Source organism: Prevotella denticola (assembly GCF_900454835.1).
GTDB lineage: Bacteria > Bacteroidota > Bacteroidia > Bacteroidales > Bacteroidaceae > Prevotella > Prevotella denticola.
In genome coordinates, this window is record NZ_UGTM01000002.1 from 1,191,835 (window position 1) to 1,209,265 (window position 17,431).

At 52.6% G+C, this 17,431-nt stretch carries 9 protein-coding genes; all 9 read right to left on the reverse strand.

Annotated features, from left to right (window positions below; all coding sequences use genetic code 11):
• Window positions 1-14 precede the first annotated feature (14 nt).
• Window positions 15-2,543: an ATP-dependent helicase gene (locus tag DYH27_RS13130; protein WP_025067273.1), complete on the reverse strand. Its 2,529-nt coding sequence runs from the start codon at window positions 2,541-2,543 to the stop codon at window positions 15-17.
• 68 nt (window positions 2,544-2,611) lie between these two features.
• Window positions 2,612-3,301, reverse strand: a complete 690-nt coding sequence (mtgA, locus tag DYH27_RS13135; protein ID WP_025067274.1) for a monofunctional biosynthetic peptidoglycan transglycosylase — start codon at window positions 3,299-3,301, stop codon at window positions 2,612-2,614.
• Between the two features lie 637 nt (window positions 3,302-3,938).
• On the reverse strand, window positions 3,939-4,994 hold the full coding sequence (locus tag DYH27_RS13140) for an IS5 family transposase (protein WP_025067275.1): 1,056 nt from the start codon (window positions 4,992-4,994) through the stop codon (window positions 3,939-3,941).
• 226 nt (window positions 4,995-5,220) lie between these two features.
• Window positions 5,221-7,647: a translocation and assembly module lipoprotein TamL gene (tamL, locus tag DYH27_RS13145; protein ID WP_025067276.1), complete on the reverse strand. Its 2,427-nt coding sequence runs from the start codon at window positions 7,645-7,647 to the stop codon at window positions 5,221-5,223.
• Window positions 7,631-12,775: a translocation/assembly module TamB domain-containing protein gene (locus tag DYH27_RS13150; RefSeq protein ID WP_029754953.1), complete on the reverse strand. Its 5,145-nt coding sequence runs from the start codon at window positions 12,773-12,775 to the stop codon at window positions 7,631-7,633. Before DYH27_RS13150 ends, tamL begins: the two co-directional genes overlap by 17 nt.
• Window positions 12,776-13,055: 280 nt before the next feature.
• Complete coding sequence (locus DYH27_RS13155; protein ID WP_025067278.1) at window positions 13,056-13,742, reverse strand: sigma-70 family RNA polymerase sigma factor; 687 nt, start codon at window positions 13,740-13,742, stop codon at window positions 13,056-13,058.
• 48 nt (window positions 13,743-13,790) lie between these two features.
• The gene (locus DYH27_RS13160; protein ID WP_025067279.1) at window positions 13,791-14,423 is read right to left on the reverse strand and encodes a DedA family protein; all 633 of its coding nucleotides are present in this window, start codon (window positions 14,421-14,423) and stop codon (window positions 13,791-13,793) included.
• Window positions 14,424-14,458: 35 nt separating this feature from the next.
• Window positions 14,459-15,664: a tetratricopeptide repeat protein gene (locus DYH27_RS13165; RefSeq protein ID WP_025067280.1), complete on the reverse strand. Its 1,206-nt coding sequence runs from the start codon at window positions 15,662-15,664 to the stop codon at window positions 14,459-14,461.
• A gap of 12 nt (window positions 15,665-15,676) precedes the next feature.
• Window positions 15,677-17,395, reverse strand: a complete 1,719-nt coding sequence (locus tag DYH27_RS13170; protein ID WP_025067281.1) for a glutamine--tRNA ligase/YqeY domain fusion protein — start codon at window positions 17,393-17,395, stop codon at window positions 15,677-15,679.
• Window positions 17,396-17,431 lie beyond the last annotated feature (36 nt).

The window sequence follows — 17,431 nt, forward strand, 5'->3', positions numbered from 1 at the left end:
TCCCCCATCATCGCCTATCCGATAATCTTGAACTTAGCAAACTTCAGCAGGAGCTGCTTCTTACCGGCATTGCGGAACTCGACGGTCGCCTTGGCGTTCTCGCCTGTTCCTTCGAGTCCCAGTACCTGACCGACCCCGAACCGCTGGTGTTCGATCACGACCCCTACGCTGAGTCCTGCAACAGAAGCAGATGATAGAGGCGATGTGGATAACGGAGAGGAAACCGTCCTGCCGCCATTTGCCATCGCTGACGAAAGCCGCCTGAAACTGCCACCTTCAGTGACCAGCCTGCGCTTCGTACGGTCAGAAAGCGGATCAACGGCCACTTCTGGTTTCTTACGTCCGGTAATCTTCAGTTGCGGATCGGCACGGAACTGACTGGCCACAGGGGTGGCATTCTGCCATCGCGGCCCCATCTGCCGGAAATCCTGCCCCCACGGCCTGCTGCCGGTATACGCCCTGTTCGGTTCATATTCACGCTGTCTTCCCCTTCCATATCCTCCATCTTCCTCATCCCAAGGCATTTTATGCCGCTGTCTCTCGAAGACACCTGTGGCATAATCATCTGTACGAAGGAGAGAGGAGTCTATATCGTTCAGAAAGCGACTGGGGTTGTCAACCTGTATTGTACCGTAACGGAAGCGGTTCTTCGCATTGGTCAGGATGCAATGCCGCTCGGCACGCGTGATGGCTACATAGAGCAGGCGGCGTTCTTCCTCTATCCCGCGTTTTGAACCTGACGACATCGGACTGGGGAAGATGTTTTCTTCCAACCCGACGACAAATACCGTCGGGAACTCCAGTCCCTTTGCAGCATGAATCGTCATAAGCGTCACCTTCGGCACATCATCTTCTTCCTTGTCTGCATCCGTATAGAGTGCCACTTCCTGAAGATAGTCCGCCAGGTAAACGTTTTCCTCGCGTCCTTCCTCACGTCCCGTGCCAACAAACCCCTGCATGGCCGACATGAATTCCTCCAGGTTTTCACGGCGTGCCAGGTCCTCCGGTTCATTGCCAGAACGGATATCAGCCCCCACACCGCTTTTCTCGATAATCTCGCATCCAAGCTCATAGGCATCCGTCAGTGCCGCTTTCTTTATAAAGCTGCTGATGAGCATCCTGAAGGAAGAAAGTTTCGCCAATGTTCCTTTGTTGACATCCAGACCGTATTCTGCCGGACTGAGGATTGTCTCCCAAAGCGATACCGCATGCTGCTGGGCACAGGCAATGATCTTCTGTACGGTCGTATTGCCGATGCCACGTGCAGGGTAGTTGATGACCCGGCGGAAGGCCTCCTCGTCATCAGGGTTGGCAACCAGTCTGAAATATGCGATGATGTCTTTGATTTCCTTTCGCTGATAGAAGGAAAGCCCGCCGATGATCTTGTAGGGAATCCCCTGCTTGCGGAACTCATCCTCGAAAGGACGGCTCTGTGCATTCGTGCGGTAGAGGACAGCGAAGTTGTCATAATCGCAGGAGTCACCGTGTCTGATGCGTTTCAGTTCAGCAGCAACAGCCATCGCCTCCTCCCTGTCGCTGTAGCAGGGCTTGTAGAGTACCTTTTCACCTGCGGCTTCCTTTGAATAGACTTCCTTGGGAATCTGCCGTTCGTTGTGTTTCATCAGCGAGTTGGCAGCCTGCACAATGAACTGTGTCGAACGGTAATTCCTTTCCAGCTTGAAGAGGCGGGCATCAGTGAACTTGTTTCTGAAATCGAGAATATTGTCAATGTTCGCACCACGGAAAGAGTAGATGCTTTGGTAGTCGTCGCCGACGACACAGATACGGCGGTGTGTCTCCGCCAGCAGACTGATGATGTTCACCTGCGCATAGTTCGTGTCCTGATACTCGTCAACAAGAATATACTCAAACTGCTGTCCGTACTTTTCCCTTATCTCACGGTTGTCACGGAAGAGCAAGTACGTGTAAAGCAGAATATCGTCAAAGTCCATGGCATTCGCCTGCCGGCATCTTGCCTCATAAGCCTTGTATATCAGATGGACCGCCGGCATACGGGCGTTTCTGTCACGTTCGGTTGCCGCACGGTCTTCCGCATACTCATCAGCCGTTATCAGATGGTTTTTCGCCATGGAGATGAAGCTGTGAACCGACGACGGCTTGTATGCCTTCTCGTCAAGACCCAAGGCTTTCACAATACTCTTGATCAGCAAGCGCGAATCCGCCTCGTCATAGATGGTGAAATTGCCGCTGAACCCGACAGCTTGCCCTTCACGCCGCAGGATGCGTGAGAAGATGGAGTGGAAAGTCCCCATGTAAAGCCGCTGTGCCTCTCCAGCAGTCGTTATCCGGGCTATCCGCTCTTTCATTTCCCTTGCAGCCTTGTTCGTAAACGTGAGAGCAAGGATGTTCCTGGGGGAAAGGCCTTTGTTCAGCAGATAGGCAATCTTATACGTCAGCACACGGGTCTTGCCGGATCCGGCACCGGCAATGACCAGTGAAGGACCTGTACAATATTCCACCGCCGCACGCTGGCTCTCGTTCAGTGCGGAGAGAATCTCCTCTTCTCTATCTTGATCTTTCATTCTGATACTTGATGCTAATGGTTCTTGTCATCGGGCGAAACGGCATGACAGACTGCTGTACGAAAAGGCTAATGTTCGTCAGGGAAGGCCGGAATAAATGTCATCTGGTGTTCAATCTGTCCGATACGTCTGCGCATATAAGGTCCGGGATTCTTTGAAGAGAACCGCCGGGGATTGGGCAGCGTGGCCGCAATAAGGGCACAGTCGCGCCGGTCCAGCTGGATGGCTTCCATGCCGAAGTTCTGCTCGGCACAGGCTTCAACGCCATAGATTCCATCACCCATTTCGATAGAGTTCAGATAGACTTCCATGATGCGCTGCTTGCTCCACAAGGACTCGATGAGAAAGGTGAAATACGCCTCCAGGCCTTTCCGCAGCCATGACCGTCCTTGCCACAGAAAGACATTCTTCGCCGTCTGCTGGGATATGGTAGAACCGCCGCGCAGCTTCTTCCCGTTCTTCAGATGGTCTTCTGCCGCCGCCTCGATGGCCTGGTAGTCAAAGCCGTGATGGACAAGGAAACGCTGATCCTCGCTCGCCATTACGGCAACCGGCATCGACTTCGGCATCTTCTCCAAAGGAATCCAGTCGTGATAGAGCTTGACGGATTCACCTTTTCCTATCTGCTCAAAGCAACGGCTGAGCATCAGAGGAGTAAAATAAACAGGGACAAAGCGATAGACTACCACCGCCAGTATTGTGGAAATGAAGGTCAGAGCAAGCACCCACCTTATCACTTTAAAAATCTTCTTGACCATAGAAAATGAATTAACCGCCTGCAAAGTTACTAAATCTTATCCGATAGCAAGCGGGGATGGGGAAGATTTTGGAACACGGCTTTGGACCGGTCCAACCGGAACCGTCCTTCCCGACTTCCCTACCCGGCCTTTTTACCACACCTACTGCCAGCCTCCTAAATTGGACCAGTAGATAATTAATGGGATTATCATTTACTGCACACAGATTCTTTCCTGTCAGTGTGCCGAGGGTAAACACCATTGGTGTTGAGGGTGTACACCCATGGTGTCAAGGCTTAGCACGGATCACGTCAAGCATTATAAGAATCGGATAGAAGTAGTGCTATTTCTGAAAGTAAGCTTTCAGATGAAGAGTCCGCCGCAGAAGAATATACTTCAGGATAAGACATAGTCTGACATTCATCCACGGCAGATGCGCCTGTGATCGGTCTGCCGTGAAATTATTTTCCTGTCACTACCGTCACTCTTCAAATACATATAACACGCTAATAAACAACGTATTGAGACCTCTGCAAAACCTACCATCCTCTCAATTCTCACCTATACACTCTTAGAAGAATGAATATTTTTGACCAAAAGATGCCGCTGGAGGTTACTTTTTGAGTAGATAATAATCTTTTATCGGTGTATTTTCATATTATCTGATAGAATTTGACACAATAATCCCAGGTGTTCGGTATAAGTTGTAGGCAATGGATTCCATAATATGCTGCGCATGTGTTTTTGAAAGTCCGACGTATCTTGCTATTCCAGCACCAAACCATCTATGCATAGAACCAAAGGTACGTTCTACTTTGTAGCGTATCTTACTTATCGCAACGTTGATACGCTGCTGCCTTTCTGTAATTTCATGTCCTCTTGTTCCCTTATGCATGATACGACTTTTAAGTTTCATACGTTTGAGGGTTTCTTTGTTCTCCATCGAGTCATATCCTTTATCGGCATAGACAAGTGCTTTCCGTGGCAATTTAGCTTTCTTTAGGGGTGTTTCTAAGTGTTTCATATCACTTTCATTGGCAGCTGTCGTTTCCTCGGCAAGCACCAATCCGTTTTCATCCGTTACCGTGTGACGCTTGTAACCGAAGTGGAGCTTTCCCATCTTCTTTACCCAACGGGCTTCTGTGTCTACGTTAGGCTTGACAACTTCTTTGAGCATGGCTTTCTCCGAAACCTCCATGTTCTCATCCTCTTTTCTATCCTCAACGACCTCATAGCTCTTACCTCCGCGGGGGCGACGGGGAGTATTCGTAATGCTGGCATCAATAATGGCGCCACGCTTTACAATGATTCCTTTAGCTTCCAATTGCCTATTAAACTCCTCAAGAAGCGTATCATACAAATCCGCTTCAACAAGAATGTTGCGAAAACGGCACACAGTAGTACTATCAGGAACAATATCTTCCATGCCAAGACCTGCAAAACGACTGAAAGACAGGCGGTCGTTAACCTGATCTTCAACTTCTCCGTCACTCAGACCATACCAAGTACGAAGTAATTCAATCTTGAATAAAACAAGGCTGTCATAGCTGGGCCGGCCAGTAGACTTATAGCCTTTTGTATAAGCCACTTCTATTATAGCACGAATAGGTGCCCAATCAATGACTGTGTTTATTTGTGAAAAGAATGTCTGCTTGACCTTTCTTTGACCAAGGAATAGGTCAGCAAAACTTGGAGAGGATAATTTCTGTTTCATACCATAAAGGTACAAAAAATATTTAAGAAAGACAAATTATAGGAGGAGTTTTGCAGAGGTCTCGTATTAGTGAAAGATGTTAAAAGTGACGGCAAAAGATAAACGACACGCTGCCAATAGTCGGAAACAGTGCAACAAGAACAGTCCTATGCAGGAAAATACGTCCTGCTGATAGCTTTACACTGCTGCATCCGGTCAGTGACAATGCGAAATCATAAAGGGAATATCAGAAGGGAAGGCCAATAGCCAGATGGAACGCCTGTGCGTCCTTGAAACTGGATATATTGTAAAAGCCGTTCTTACCTGTGTCATACGGCACGTGCAGACCGATACCCCAGTCGACACGGAGCATGAAGTAACCAAGATCGTAGCGGAGGCCCACACCGGTGCCGAGTGCCATCTCCTTAAACAGGTTCTTCATCTTGAAGTAGCCCCCGGGGCGGCCTTCGTCATAGTGCATCGTCCAGACATTGCCGGCATCGAGGAAGACCGCTCCATAGAGCGAACCCATCAGCCGGGGACGATATTCAAGGTTCATCTGAAACTTGATGTCGCCTGTCTGTTCTACATACGAGCGGCGGCGCTGGGTAGACCGGTAACGTCCCGGACCGATCTGCCGTGCGTTGAAGGCACGGATGCTGTTGGCTCCGCCCACATAGAACTGCTCGGTGTATGGAGCGAAACGGCTGTTCCCATATGCCCAGAGAGCTCCTGCATTGACGTGGGCGGCAACACTGCTCTTCTCCGCCACTGTCCATATCTTGGTAAGATTAGCCTCTACCTTGAGAAACTGTGCGAAAGGATTCTTGAAGAGCTGCTTGTTCTTCTCGCTCCAATGACGGCCCGACAGGGTATAAGCAGCCGACAGCACATTTGACGCTTCACTCACAGTAGTCCATATCTTCACGGGATTACGATAGCGGGCAGGACTCATGAAAGTGTACTGGAACAGCATCTTCGGGATGAACTGGTCCGCCATCGACACCTCCAGATACGGCACGCTGTCAATGAGTTCCAGATAACGGTCGGTCACTTTGTGCATGTATTCATACGTCAGTGAAAGCGGCGAGAACGAGTAACTGTTTCGTTCGTTGGGCTGCCACTGGTAGGTCAGTTCTCCAGACACCACATGCCGCTTGAAGTATTTGGCACGGTTCAGCACGTCGACAGAGGCTTTCAACGTTGTGGAAGGCGTAGTATAATAGGTACGGGGCGGTTTCGGCTTGTATGCCAGCCCTTTCTCCGCAGCCTCTTCTACCTTTCTCTGTATCTTCATCCAGCGTTTACGGGGAGGCGCAACGAAAGGATTGACAAGGCGTGGAATCTGCAGGTTCGCCTCGACACCGTACTCATAGTTATTGATTCCCAGACGGCTGCGTCCGTCGTCATCACTGTTCGACGACCATTCGTAGGCACCGTGTACACGCAGATTCAGCCTTTCCCCGCCACGGAAGGCATTGCGCTTGGTAAAACCGATAATGCCCTCGGGACCGTATCTGCCGCTTGTCTTTCCTTTTCCATACGCCTCTACATAGAAGTCGTAAGGCTTGCCGAACAGGCAGTCTACCTTCATGTCGAGCACACGACACGTGTCCGTAGTGTCACGGGGAGTGAAGGTGAAACTCGTGGAAGTAAAGATCCCACCGGCAGCCAGCTGCCGCTGGCTCTGCTCATGCAGTTCATGATTGTACAACGTGCCGGGCCACATCTTCAGGTCGTTGGCTATGGTACGCATACGGAGCGGCATATGCGACCCGTTGTAGTTCACAATGACATCGCGGAAACGCCGCTCCTTCTCCAGCTTCTCCATAAACTCACGCTGCAGATTGATGGTAACCGTCCCGATTGTCCACGTCCGCAGAGCACGCGGATTCACAGAATCGGCCATCTGCAGACGAACGGCAGCCTCGCCATGGACAAGGGTCGTATCTGCAAGATAACTGGCATCGCTGTTCTGATAATAGTAGTAACCGTTGCTACGGAACAGTTCCGTGATCCGTTTACGCTCCTGTTCGAGTGTCGATACATCGAAGGCATCTCCCTTGTGGATGACCGCCTCGTCGAGGTGGGCCGTTATCAGACTGTCGGCCGCCGGTGTGAAATTGGTGTAACGCACGGTGTCAAGCGTCCACAGATGTCCCATGTCTACTGCATAGCGAAGGCGTGCCTTCTTCGGATTGCGCTGTGCTATACGCTCGTAGCTTATCTTTCCGTCAAAATAACCACGCTTCTTCAACAGATTCTCGCCTACGGTGACACGCAGGTCGGGCGTAGTGGAACTCATTAGTACCGGTGCCGAGCCGAACGCTTTTACCATCCAGCGACTGAAACGGGTGGTATCCTGAGAAAAGGCATTCCACACCCAGAGGCCTACAGGGAAAGGCGACCGTATATGCGGGCTGCCCAGCAAGGCAGCATTGGGCATGGTTGCCAGGATCACGTCAAGCTCTTCCTGTACGGCAATGAAATGCTTGTTACGCTGGTAGTTGCTGTATCTTGTCGACTCCATGCCAGTGTACAGCTGCTCGCCGTCGGGAATGGCGGAGGTAGTGCTGCAGCCGGTCAGGTTCATCAAGACAACCAGCCCTAACAGCCCTATGGGGCTTATGTAGCTTACCACATTGAGCCACCTGTGGTTATTTTTTCTTCTCATTGACAAAATTAATTAAGCTGTCACGGTGCGGAGTCTCTGCCGGCGGCAGGATGACAGGCTCATCCTCCTTGAAGCGGAAGATGTCCCTGAAATGGCGCAGCTTACGCCTCCACATGAAACCGGCGCCGAATTCGCTCAGGCTGCCCTCCAGCCAGTCGTAGGCCTCACGCTCATAGTAGAGCTTGAGGTACTTCGTCTCCTTCTGGTTCAGGCGGTATTCGAGCGAGAGATTATCGAAGTAGGCTCCGTTCTCTTCAGAGAACTGCGATCCGGTTGCGACACGTCCTCCCATCACAATGCGCAGACGGTTGTTCCACAACCGCTTGGAGAACTTGAAGGTATAGTCAGTGTGCAGGTTGCCGTTGACATCAGCAGCACTTTCCATGTTGGCCGTAAGGTCCAGTCCCATGGAGTTGAGCGCACGGCCTGTAATAGCATTCACCTGTGTCTGAAGGAAGCCTGCCAGAGCACCGCTCATCGCCGTGTTGGCACTTGCCGAGTTCTCTCCGTCGAAATACATACCCGATGCCAGCATCGTAACGGCAAGTTTCGAGCGTTCTTCCACACTCTTCGTGTTCAATGTGTTCTGCATCTCCTGATCCTCAGGAGCAGAGATAATGAACTCGACTCCGGGCTTGGGGAACTGCCGGGTAAGGCTCACGCCGCACTTGAAGTCCACTATTCTTCCTTCCCCGGTACCATTGGAGACACTGGTCCTGACATCTTCCGTCGCCGTAATGTTCAGCGTCGGACGCATCGGATCGCCTGTGAATTCAACGTAGCTTCCGTCCTGGATATTGAACGTACGCAATGGAATGACCGGCAGGGAGTACTTCATCTTGCCCTCGCTCAACGTGTACCGGCCACGGACCTGCACCCCGTTCGTGGGGTCGTAGTTGAGCTGCAGGTTACCGCCTCCAATGAAGTCGATGTAGTTAGACTGGTCGGCGTTCAGCGCACAGAGCACATGCGCCTGCTCGTCGATGTCTACGGCAAGCCCCATCGTGAAGCCCGTAATATCCGGCCGCTTGACGACATCCACCGTAGAGTCGGTGAAATCGGTGAACTGTACAAGGTCTTTCAGTTCGGTATCTGTGGCCAGTGTTCCGTCACGTACGACATACGTCATATCCGTGTTACCCAGCACATCGAGCTTGCCGCCCATCTGCAAGTTGTCCAGCGGTCCGCTGATCCGTCCCATGAAGTCGACGAAAGCCTTGCCGTACACCTCCGAACGCGGATTCTTCTTCGCATTGATGATCTGGAAGTTCTTGGCTTGCATACGGGCATCAAGCCTCATCCTGTCGAGATTGGAAAAGTCAAGATAGCCCGAGATGTCGAGAGGAGAGCCGTTGCTGGCAAAGAGTTCGAAGTTCTCAAACTCTATGTGGCTGTTGCGTATCAGGACAGGGTCGTCGGCAAAACGCATCTTTATCCCATAAGGAACACTTACCAGATAAGAAGAGTCAAGATAGACTTCACCGTTGATGTCCAGTTTCTTCAGCGGTCCTTTCACCGACAGCGTCCCTTCTCCTACTCCCTCAAGCCCGACAAGCTGGTCGGGAACAAATCCGTTCACGTAATTCAGCGGGAAGCGGTCCATCTCCAGCGTTGCATCCAACGACCCTGCTCCTTCGCTGTGGTAGGTTCCCGAGAGAATACCGACCTCCTTTCCATTCTGCGTTATGATTCCATCGACATAATGTGAACCGCCATCCTTAGGCATATAGACGAACTGTGTACCGACATCTCCCATCGGACAGTTCTCATAGACGAGCTTCTTGACTGTCATATCGGTCGACACTGTAAGGTCGCTGGCTGTCTGGACAATGTGGTAGTCGCCGTCGAGCACGCCCGAAATATTCGGTGCGAAAGGCAATACCGTGAACAGCTTGCCCAGTTCAAAGTGGTTCATGGAGACCGTAACATTCTGCAACGAAGTGCTGTCAGCATCCTCTGTCGAGACGAGCAGGCCTGCTCCGTCAGCCGCCTGAAGACGCAGGTTGGCCGACAGACGGCGGTCACGTCCGATATAGATATAGTTGGAATCGTTGACAGAAAACGACTTGTAGCCCAGAACCGACTGTGGAGAGGTAATCGACAGCTGTATGCCACGACCCTTCATCGCAGCCTGCAAAGCCAGATCAAGTCCGGTCTTCCCTTTGTTGTCAAGGATGGTAGCATGGGTCTGCAAGCCATGTTCGTACAGCACGCCACGCAGATAGCCGTGATAAGGATAGGTGTTCTCCGGGCTGTTGTTCACTGCCACGGAATAATTAATCTGTCCGCCCACGCTGGTGAGAACCGCTCTGATGCTGTCGAGATGTATTTCGTTATATACGAGCGAGTCGACATCTATCCTCCCGTCGATTCCCTTTGCCGGAGAAGAAGTCAGGTCAACATCGGCCTGCCTGAAGGCATAACCATCCTGTGCAAGCAGACTGCTGAAGAGATTGTTAGGACCACTGCGAAGCGTAAAATGCCCTGTGGGCAGCTGTCGGAGTATCGCTGACTGATCTATACGCCGGCTGGCAATCTGTCCGAGAAGGCTTTTGTAGATTCTCTGCCCCGCCTCAGCCAGCTGATGCACACTGCTGTTGAATGCCGTACTGAGCTGGAAGTCACCGCCATCGACTACGGCATGTACCGTGTCGCGGCGACTCATGAGGTCTACATTCACGTCGCCCGGGACATAAGTGTGGTGCTGGTCGGAGACATGGAGGTCGCCGATCAGACCGCGGACACGCAGGTCATCCTTGCCCGACATGGCAAATGACGCATTAACGGCAAAGCTGCTTGACAGCGGTCTGTCCACAACTCCCAGCTGATAGAGGTCTATCCGAGGGAATACACCCTTGACCGCACCATCTATCTTTCCGCCCCGCATTGCAGCGTCAACATGGAAGCTGCCTTCTGCCAACGGCACATATCCGCCTTTACGCAGCTCATTCAGCATAACTTTTCCTACGTAACCGTTTACTGCATAGTAATGCTTCATGTCAGAACGCAGGGACAGGTCAGCATCGGCCGACGTCACATAATGTTTCCCGATTAGTCCCAGAGCCTGCAGATCCGCTGTCGCCAGCCTTCCCTTCACATGGGCGTCAAGCCCTGCCGGACGTACATCCGCCCTTACATCAAAGTTCCCGGCAGCCAGAAGACGGCTCTTCTTCCTGCCTTCCTGCAAGAAACGGAACGAACGGAGGGGACCCATGACATGGTGATTGGCCGCCATATCCGAACGCACATCAACGTCAGCCCAGGTCGAAACGACATATCTCTCTTTCATCATTCCCAGTGCGTGCAGGTCCACTCGACGCAGCCAGCCACGCACGTGTCCGTTGACCGACTTCGCATTCATCCGCCCCCTATAGGAGAAGTCACCGCCCAGCATCCTGTTCGTGCTCTTTATGTGTGCCGACAGCTGCTCGCCGTGTTTCGAGACATCCCCGTTCAGTCCGTCAAGTACATACTTCCCATATTTAAAACGTTGGATACGCAGGCTTAGATTCACCGATGACCTCGGATTCATGAAATCAGTGCCGTGTCCTTGTGTCCTCACAAAGCCGGAGAAAGGCGAAAGTCCCATATGCGGAAGGAAATGCTGGAGCGGGAATGCGGACGCATCGGCCGTCAGCCGGTAAAGGCCGGTCGCCGTATTGCAGGCACCGTCCATCCAGATCCGCCCGCCCCCCTGGGTCAGCCGCATCCTGCCTGTATATAGCGTCCTGCGCACGTGGACTGTTCCATCCAGTCCTATCCCATGCGGAATGGAAACCATCCTGCGCACGGCTTTCGGCAGAAGACTGTTAATGAAGTCTATATTTCCGACCGTCCCCTTCAGATGCAGATCACTGCGTAAATGGCCTGATCCTCTCATCATATCGGCCACCCAGCCTGTCCCTGTAAGGTCAAAACAGCCGGGCAGAGACAGATGGAGCTGGCGGAATGAGACCGAACGGAGATTGCCTTCCAGCTGCCCCTGCACCGTGACACGCCCAGTGGGGAGAGCCCGGCGGATATTCCCGGGTATAGACGTGAGGAAAGGACGGAGGTCTGCAAGACTCAGATAGCCGTCCATCCGTGCAGAGAGCTGCCCGGGATGGTCATCGGCAAAAGCATTCATGTCCATTTCGAAACACCCGGCAAGTTCCGTTCCAGGCATCTGAAGACGGAGACCGGGCAGGCGGATGTGTGTGGAATCCATAGCGAAAGCCCCCCGAAAATCGTTCAGCACCAGTCCGCTCCGTTCCCTGAAGTTGGCTGTCCGCACACGCAGAGACAGCTTCGGAGCCGCATAGAGAAAAGAGTCTATGCCGATGTTCACGTCACGCATCGCCATGTGAGCCGCATCAAAGCCCTGACGTACACGGCGGACATAATTCTGGTCATAGCTGAACGTACCTCCTTGCCAGTCCAGATCTGCCACCTTATATATATTGTCATGCAGCAGAAGCTCAGTACCCTTCGCTACGGCCTTCGTGAAACGGGCATGGACACTCATCGTATCGCCCGGAAGATGAAGACTGAAAGCGGTCTTGGAAAGGTTGAGCCGGTCTATGTTGACACGCCACAAGGGCTTCTGTCTGTTCGGATCTTCAGGCACTGTATCGCCCAGAGCGACATCTATCCATCCGCCCTCGACATCCGCCTTGTTCACACGGACAGAGTCGCCGATGAGATTGACGGCATGGCTCACGATGTGCAGTCGCTGTAAGTCCCCACGAATACGGAGGTCACCGATGAAGTTGACTGTATTTGCCTTCAGTCCCGTGAAAGTCAGCTCGTTCACTTCAACCCTGCTCTCCAGCAGCGGCAGCAGGTCGACGCTGGCCACCAGACGACGCACATCGGCCACCGTATCTTTCCTGTTCGGGATGGAATCGTTCTGCCGCAGTATTCTCAGTCCATCCAGCTGGAGATCCAGAGGATAGGACAGACTGACATGATCAAGGCTCACCTCCATTCCCGTATGTGCTGACACATACGCAGCAACCTGCTTTACCGCCCAGTTCTGTACCGGGGGACAGTAAAGCAGCCCAACAAGTATCAGAAACAGAATGACCGGTGTTGCCACGGCGGCGACCAGCCACTTCAAGCTCCTTCTCATATTTATCACATTGGTCATCGGCGGCTTTTGCAAGAAGAACTTATCTTATTCGGCAGGGTTAAAACGTTAGTAAACTCAAATAACCAGACTGCAAAGTAACACAAAAAAATCGGAATAAAAGGCAGAAAAAAGAGGAAAGTGAAAACAGAAAAAGGAAAAAGGCCGTATGAATGCCACCAGACAGGGAAGAGCAGCCACACACACTGGCAGCCCGATACGTCAAATGACACAATACAACACGCCTGCGACTTCTTTCCTGACAGCGAAGAGACAGGCTGAAACGGAATTGCCATTCCGCCTATTTCATCCGCTTGTGGAGCTTGCGCAACGCCCCGTCACGGATCTGACGGACACGTTCCCGTTTCAGTCCCATGTGTTCCGCTGCCTCCGCCATAGTATAATGTATACCGGAAAGGCCGTAGAGACAGGCGATGACCTGCCGCTCACGCTCATTCAGGACACCCAGTCCCTTTTGAATTTCCGCACTGAGAATCTCCTGATTGAGCTGCTCGTCGGCATGCGGCGCATTGTCGTTTTCCAGCACATTCTGAAGTGTGAAATTATTGCTGCTGCCGACAGGTACAGGCTGGTCGATAGAGATGGCGTGCGATCGTTTCTGCTCAGACCGGTTTTTCTCATTGCGCGGCAGCCTGTAGAGAGCCGCCTGTTCTTTTATGGCTTCCTCCATGGCCTTGCGGATATAGGGTGCGGCGAAAACGACGAAACGTACACCCCTTGTCCCATCAAACCGCTGTGCAGCGTGCATCATACCGATGTTCCCCTCGCTGATGAGATCATCCTCTCCCAGCCCGCGATTGCGGTACTGATGCGCCAGTGAGACAACGTATTTCAGATTGGCCTTGGTCAGTTTCTCCAAGGCATGAGCATCGCCTACCTTTATTCTTTCAGCCAACGTACGCTCCTCCACGTCGGAAAGGGGCTGTCCGCCTGCAATCTCTTCGATGTATTTCTCGTTTGCAATCATAACAAGGATTTATTTAAATTGAACATCTGCATAACTGCCTCATGCCTGTCAGTTGCCGTTTCTCTTTCGTTTGACATACCACTTCACTATGAAATAGGCACAGACCATGACAACCAAAAGAATCAACCCGACCTTGATGTACTCTCCATACTCCAGTATCCTGTCATGAAGCTGCTCTTCCGGGACAAAAGCGTGCATATAATGCCCGAGAAGCGCAAGGATGCTGTGCCATGCCCCGGCACCCAGAGTAGTGTAGAACAGAAACCTCCAGTAGCTCATCTTTGACAGACCGGCAGGAATGGAAATAAGATGGCGGATGCCGGGCAGAAGCCGTCCCGTGATGGTTGCCACCATGCCATGCCTGTCAAAGTACCGCTCACTCTTCTCCACTTTCTCCTGGTTCAGCAGACAGGCGTGTCCCCACCTGCTGTTGGCGAACCGGTAGATGACGGGACGGCCGAGATACCAGCCTGCAAGATAATTTATTGTCGCACCGCAGTCTGCTCCCAGCGTAGCGAAGAGGATGACCAGCCACATATTGAGGTTTCCGCCGGCGGCATGGTAAGCAGCCGGAGTGACAACCAGCTCTGACGGTACGGGAAAGACGGTACTTTCGAGGAGCATCAGAAGAAAAATAGTGCCATAATCAAGCTGTGAGAGCATGGCTGTGATAAAGTTCATTGTGATGATTTTATTAATGAATATTTGTTCTGTTCTTATTCGTCCTGTCCCCGGAAGCCGGCAGTAAGGTAGTCCTGCGGACTTGTACCCTCCGGAAAAAGGTCGGACAGCACCTCGACACACTCCTCCGGGTTCCTTTCGACAGCTTTCCGCAGAAACAGCTTGTATTCTTTTTCCTTCTTCAGTTCGTAGCAGCAGCGTGCGAGATAGGCGAAGCCGATGTCCCATTCGTCATCCGTTTCGGGCAGCAGGTTGATGAAGATACGGTAAGCATACTCCACATAGCCGTTGTCGAAAGCAGAAATACCGATGTGGACGAGCGTCAAAGGCTTGTTCTTCGACTCTGACAGCGCCTGCCGGTAACACCGCTGCGCCTCGACGGCCTGCCCCTGCATGAGTCGGATATGTCCGATGGTAACATCTATGATGCTGGTGTCCTGATGAGGGCACAGCTGTTTGTACCGCTCGTAAAACTTCAGCGACTCTTCATAGTTCCCAAGCGTGAAGAGACCGTTTGCCTTGTTGAGGACAGCCTCTTCATCGTCAGGGTTGATGGCAATGGAATACTCGCTCGAGGTGATGGAATCCTGGATGTCATCCCTCAGAAACTGGTTCTGCGCCAGCTGGTTCCAATAAGGACCGGAGTAAGGGTCGGTATCCAGCAGGTCATTGAGGATGGCCTCGCTCTCTTCGTATCGGCCGTGGTTTCTGAGGATGTGTGCATGAAGTTCCTTGTAGTCCCTGTCGTCTGTCATCGTCGAACGCTTCAGCCATTTCTCGGCGTAGTCCGTCTCCTCATAATCGGAGAACAGTGCGGCAACGTCAAGGATATAGTCCTCAAGGTCGTCTGGGTCTACCGTCTCGTCATAATGGGCCTGGAGGAAGCGGTCGGCAGCAGCGGCATCCCCCCCGGCGACCATGATTTCGGCCTTCAGATAAAGATAGTCCAGGTCACTCTTGTCGACTATCGTCTCCGCAATTTCACCGGCGAGCTGCGGATTGTCGTCGGTGAGTAGCGCCATACGCGACTTGAAAGCAACCGGAGCCGTAGCGGTAGGATACATCCGGACAGCATAGTCGGCCGCCTCCATGGCCTTGCCGTCCTCGCCGACAGTATGGTAATACTCGGCAACATCAGTCAGCTCCTCGGGGTCGGGGAGTTCTCCGATGTCGCCATGCTGCAGTGCCTCGTACCTGCGGAGCAGCTGCCTGAATCTGTCGCTGTGATAGTATATGTCCAAATCAACTTATTGTTATGCTTTGGCTTTCTTCGCCCATGTATCCTTCAGACCGACGGTCTTGTTGAAGACAAGGTGACCGTCCGTCGTATCCGGGTCGAGCATGAAGTAACCGGTGCGCTGGAACTGGAGATAGTCGCCGGGCTTCTTCTCTGCGAGATACCGCTCGACGTAACAGTCCGTACGCACCGTCAGGCTCTCCGGATTGAGCAGCTCACGGAAGTCGCGCTCGTCGGCCGACGGGTTCTCAATGCTGAACAGACGGTCGTACTCACGCACCTCCGCCTTCAGACAATGATCGGCACTTACCCAGTGGAGCGTACCCTTGACCTTGCGGTCGGCTCCGGGCATACCGCTCTTGCTGTCGGCGTCATATTCCGCCTGAATCTCCGTGATGTTTCCTTCAGCATCCTTCGTACAGCCGGTACATTTCACTATGTAGGCATTCTTCAGCCTCACTTCCTTGCCCGGAGTCATACGGAAGAACTTCCTGGGGGCATCCTCCATGAAGTCGGCACGTTCTATCCACAGGTTCTTCGAAAAGGTGATGGTATGCGTACCGTCCGTCGCATTCTCGGGATTGTTGACGGCCTCCATCTCCTCGGTCTGACCGTCAGGATAGTTGGTGATGACGAGCTTCACGGGGTCGAGGACGGCACTGACACGTGTCGCCTTCCGGTTCAGGTCCTCGCGTACGGAAGCCTCCAGCAATGCTACGTCGTTGAGTGCGTCGAACTTGGTATAGCCGATGGAGTCGATGAAGTTGCGGATGGATTCCGGCGAATAGCCACGGCGGCGCATACCGCAGAGTGTCGGCATACGAGGATCGTCCCAGCCGTTTACAAGATGTTCGTCGACGAGCGTATGGAGTTTGCGCTTCGACATCACCGTATAGGTGAGGTTCAGACGATTGAACTCGATCTGCCGCGGACGGTTGTCGTGCAGGTTGTCTGCCGTACCGTCGCATTCCTTCAGGAAGTCGACGAACTTGTCGTAGAGCGGACGGTGGGGAACGAACTCCAGCGTGCAGATAGAGTGAGTGACACCTTCGAAGTAGTCGCTCTGGCCGTGTGCGAAGTCGTACATCGGATAGCAGTGCCACTTTGTCCCCGTGCGGTGATGCGGAATCTGGATGATACGGTACATGATCGGGTCACGGAAGTGCATATTCGGATTGGCCATATCGAGCTTCGCACGCAGCACCATGCTTCCCTCTGCCGCCTCGGCAGTGTTCATCTTGTTGAAGAGTGCGAGGTTCTCCTCCACCGGACGGTCACGATAAGGTGATGCCGTGCCGGGAGTGGTCGGTGTGCCCTTCTGTGCCGCAATCTCTTCGGATGTCTGCTCGTCAACGTAGGCCAGGCCTTTCTTTATCATCCACACGGCGAAGTCCCACAGCTTCCCGAAGTAGTCGCTGGCATAATAGATGCTGCCCCACTTGAAGCCGAGCCAGCTGATGTCGTGGAGAATGTTCTCTACATACTCCGTATTCTCCTTGCTGGGGTTGGTGTCGTCGAAGCGGAGGTTGCAGACACCCTTATAATGTTCAGCCACACCGAAGTCCATGCAGATTGCCTTTGCATGGCCGATATGAAGATAGCCGTTCGGTTCCGGCGGGAAACGTGTCTGGATGCGCCCTCCGTTCTTACCCTCTGCGAGGTCTTCCTCTACCAGCTGCTCCACGAAGCTCAAGCTGCGCTTTTCTTCATTGGTGTTGTTTTCTATCGTAGTCATATTTCCTTGTTTGTTATTATGCTGCAAAGTTACTTA

What these genes read in the sequence shown, in the direction of transcription:
- DYH27_RS13155 (WP_025067278.1), bottom strand. Translation starts at nt 13,742, where the DNA reads ATGATTGCAAACGAGAAATACATCGAAGAGATTGCAGGCGGACAGCCC.
- tamL (WP_025067276.1), bottom strand. Translation starts at nt 7,647, where the DNA reads ATGAGAAGAAAAAATAACCACAGGTGGCTCAATGTGGTAAGCTACATA.
- mtgA (WP_025067274.1), bottom strand. Translation starts at nt 3,301, where the DNA reads ATGGTCAAGAAGATTTTTAAAGTGATAAGGTGGGTGCTTGCTCTGACC.
- DYH27_RS13160 (WP_025067279.1), bottom strand. Translation starts at nt 14,423, where the DNA reads ATGAACTTTATCACAGCCATGCTCTCACAGCTTGATTATGGCACTATT.
- DYH27_RS13130 (WP_025067273.1), bottom strand. Translation starts at nt 2,543, where the DNA reads ATGAAAGATCAAGATAGAGAAGAGGAGATTCTCTCCGCACTGAACGAG.
- DYH27_RS13150 (WP_029754953.1), bottom strand. Translation starts at nt 12,775, where the DNA reads ATGACCAATGTGATAAATATGAGAAGGAGCTTGAAGTGGCTGGTCGCC.
- DYH27_RS13170 (WP_025067281.1), bottom strand. Translation starts at nt 17,395, where the DNA reads ATGACTACGATAGAAAACAACACCAATGAAGAAAAGCGCAGCTTGAGC.
- DYH27_RS13140 (WP_025067275.1), bottom strand. Translation starts at nt 4,994, where the DNA reads ATGAAACAGAAATTATCCTCTCCAAGTTTTGCTGACCTATTCCTTGGT.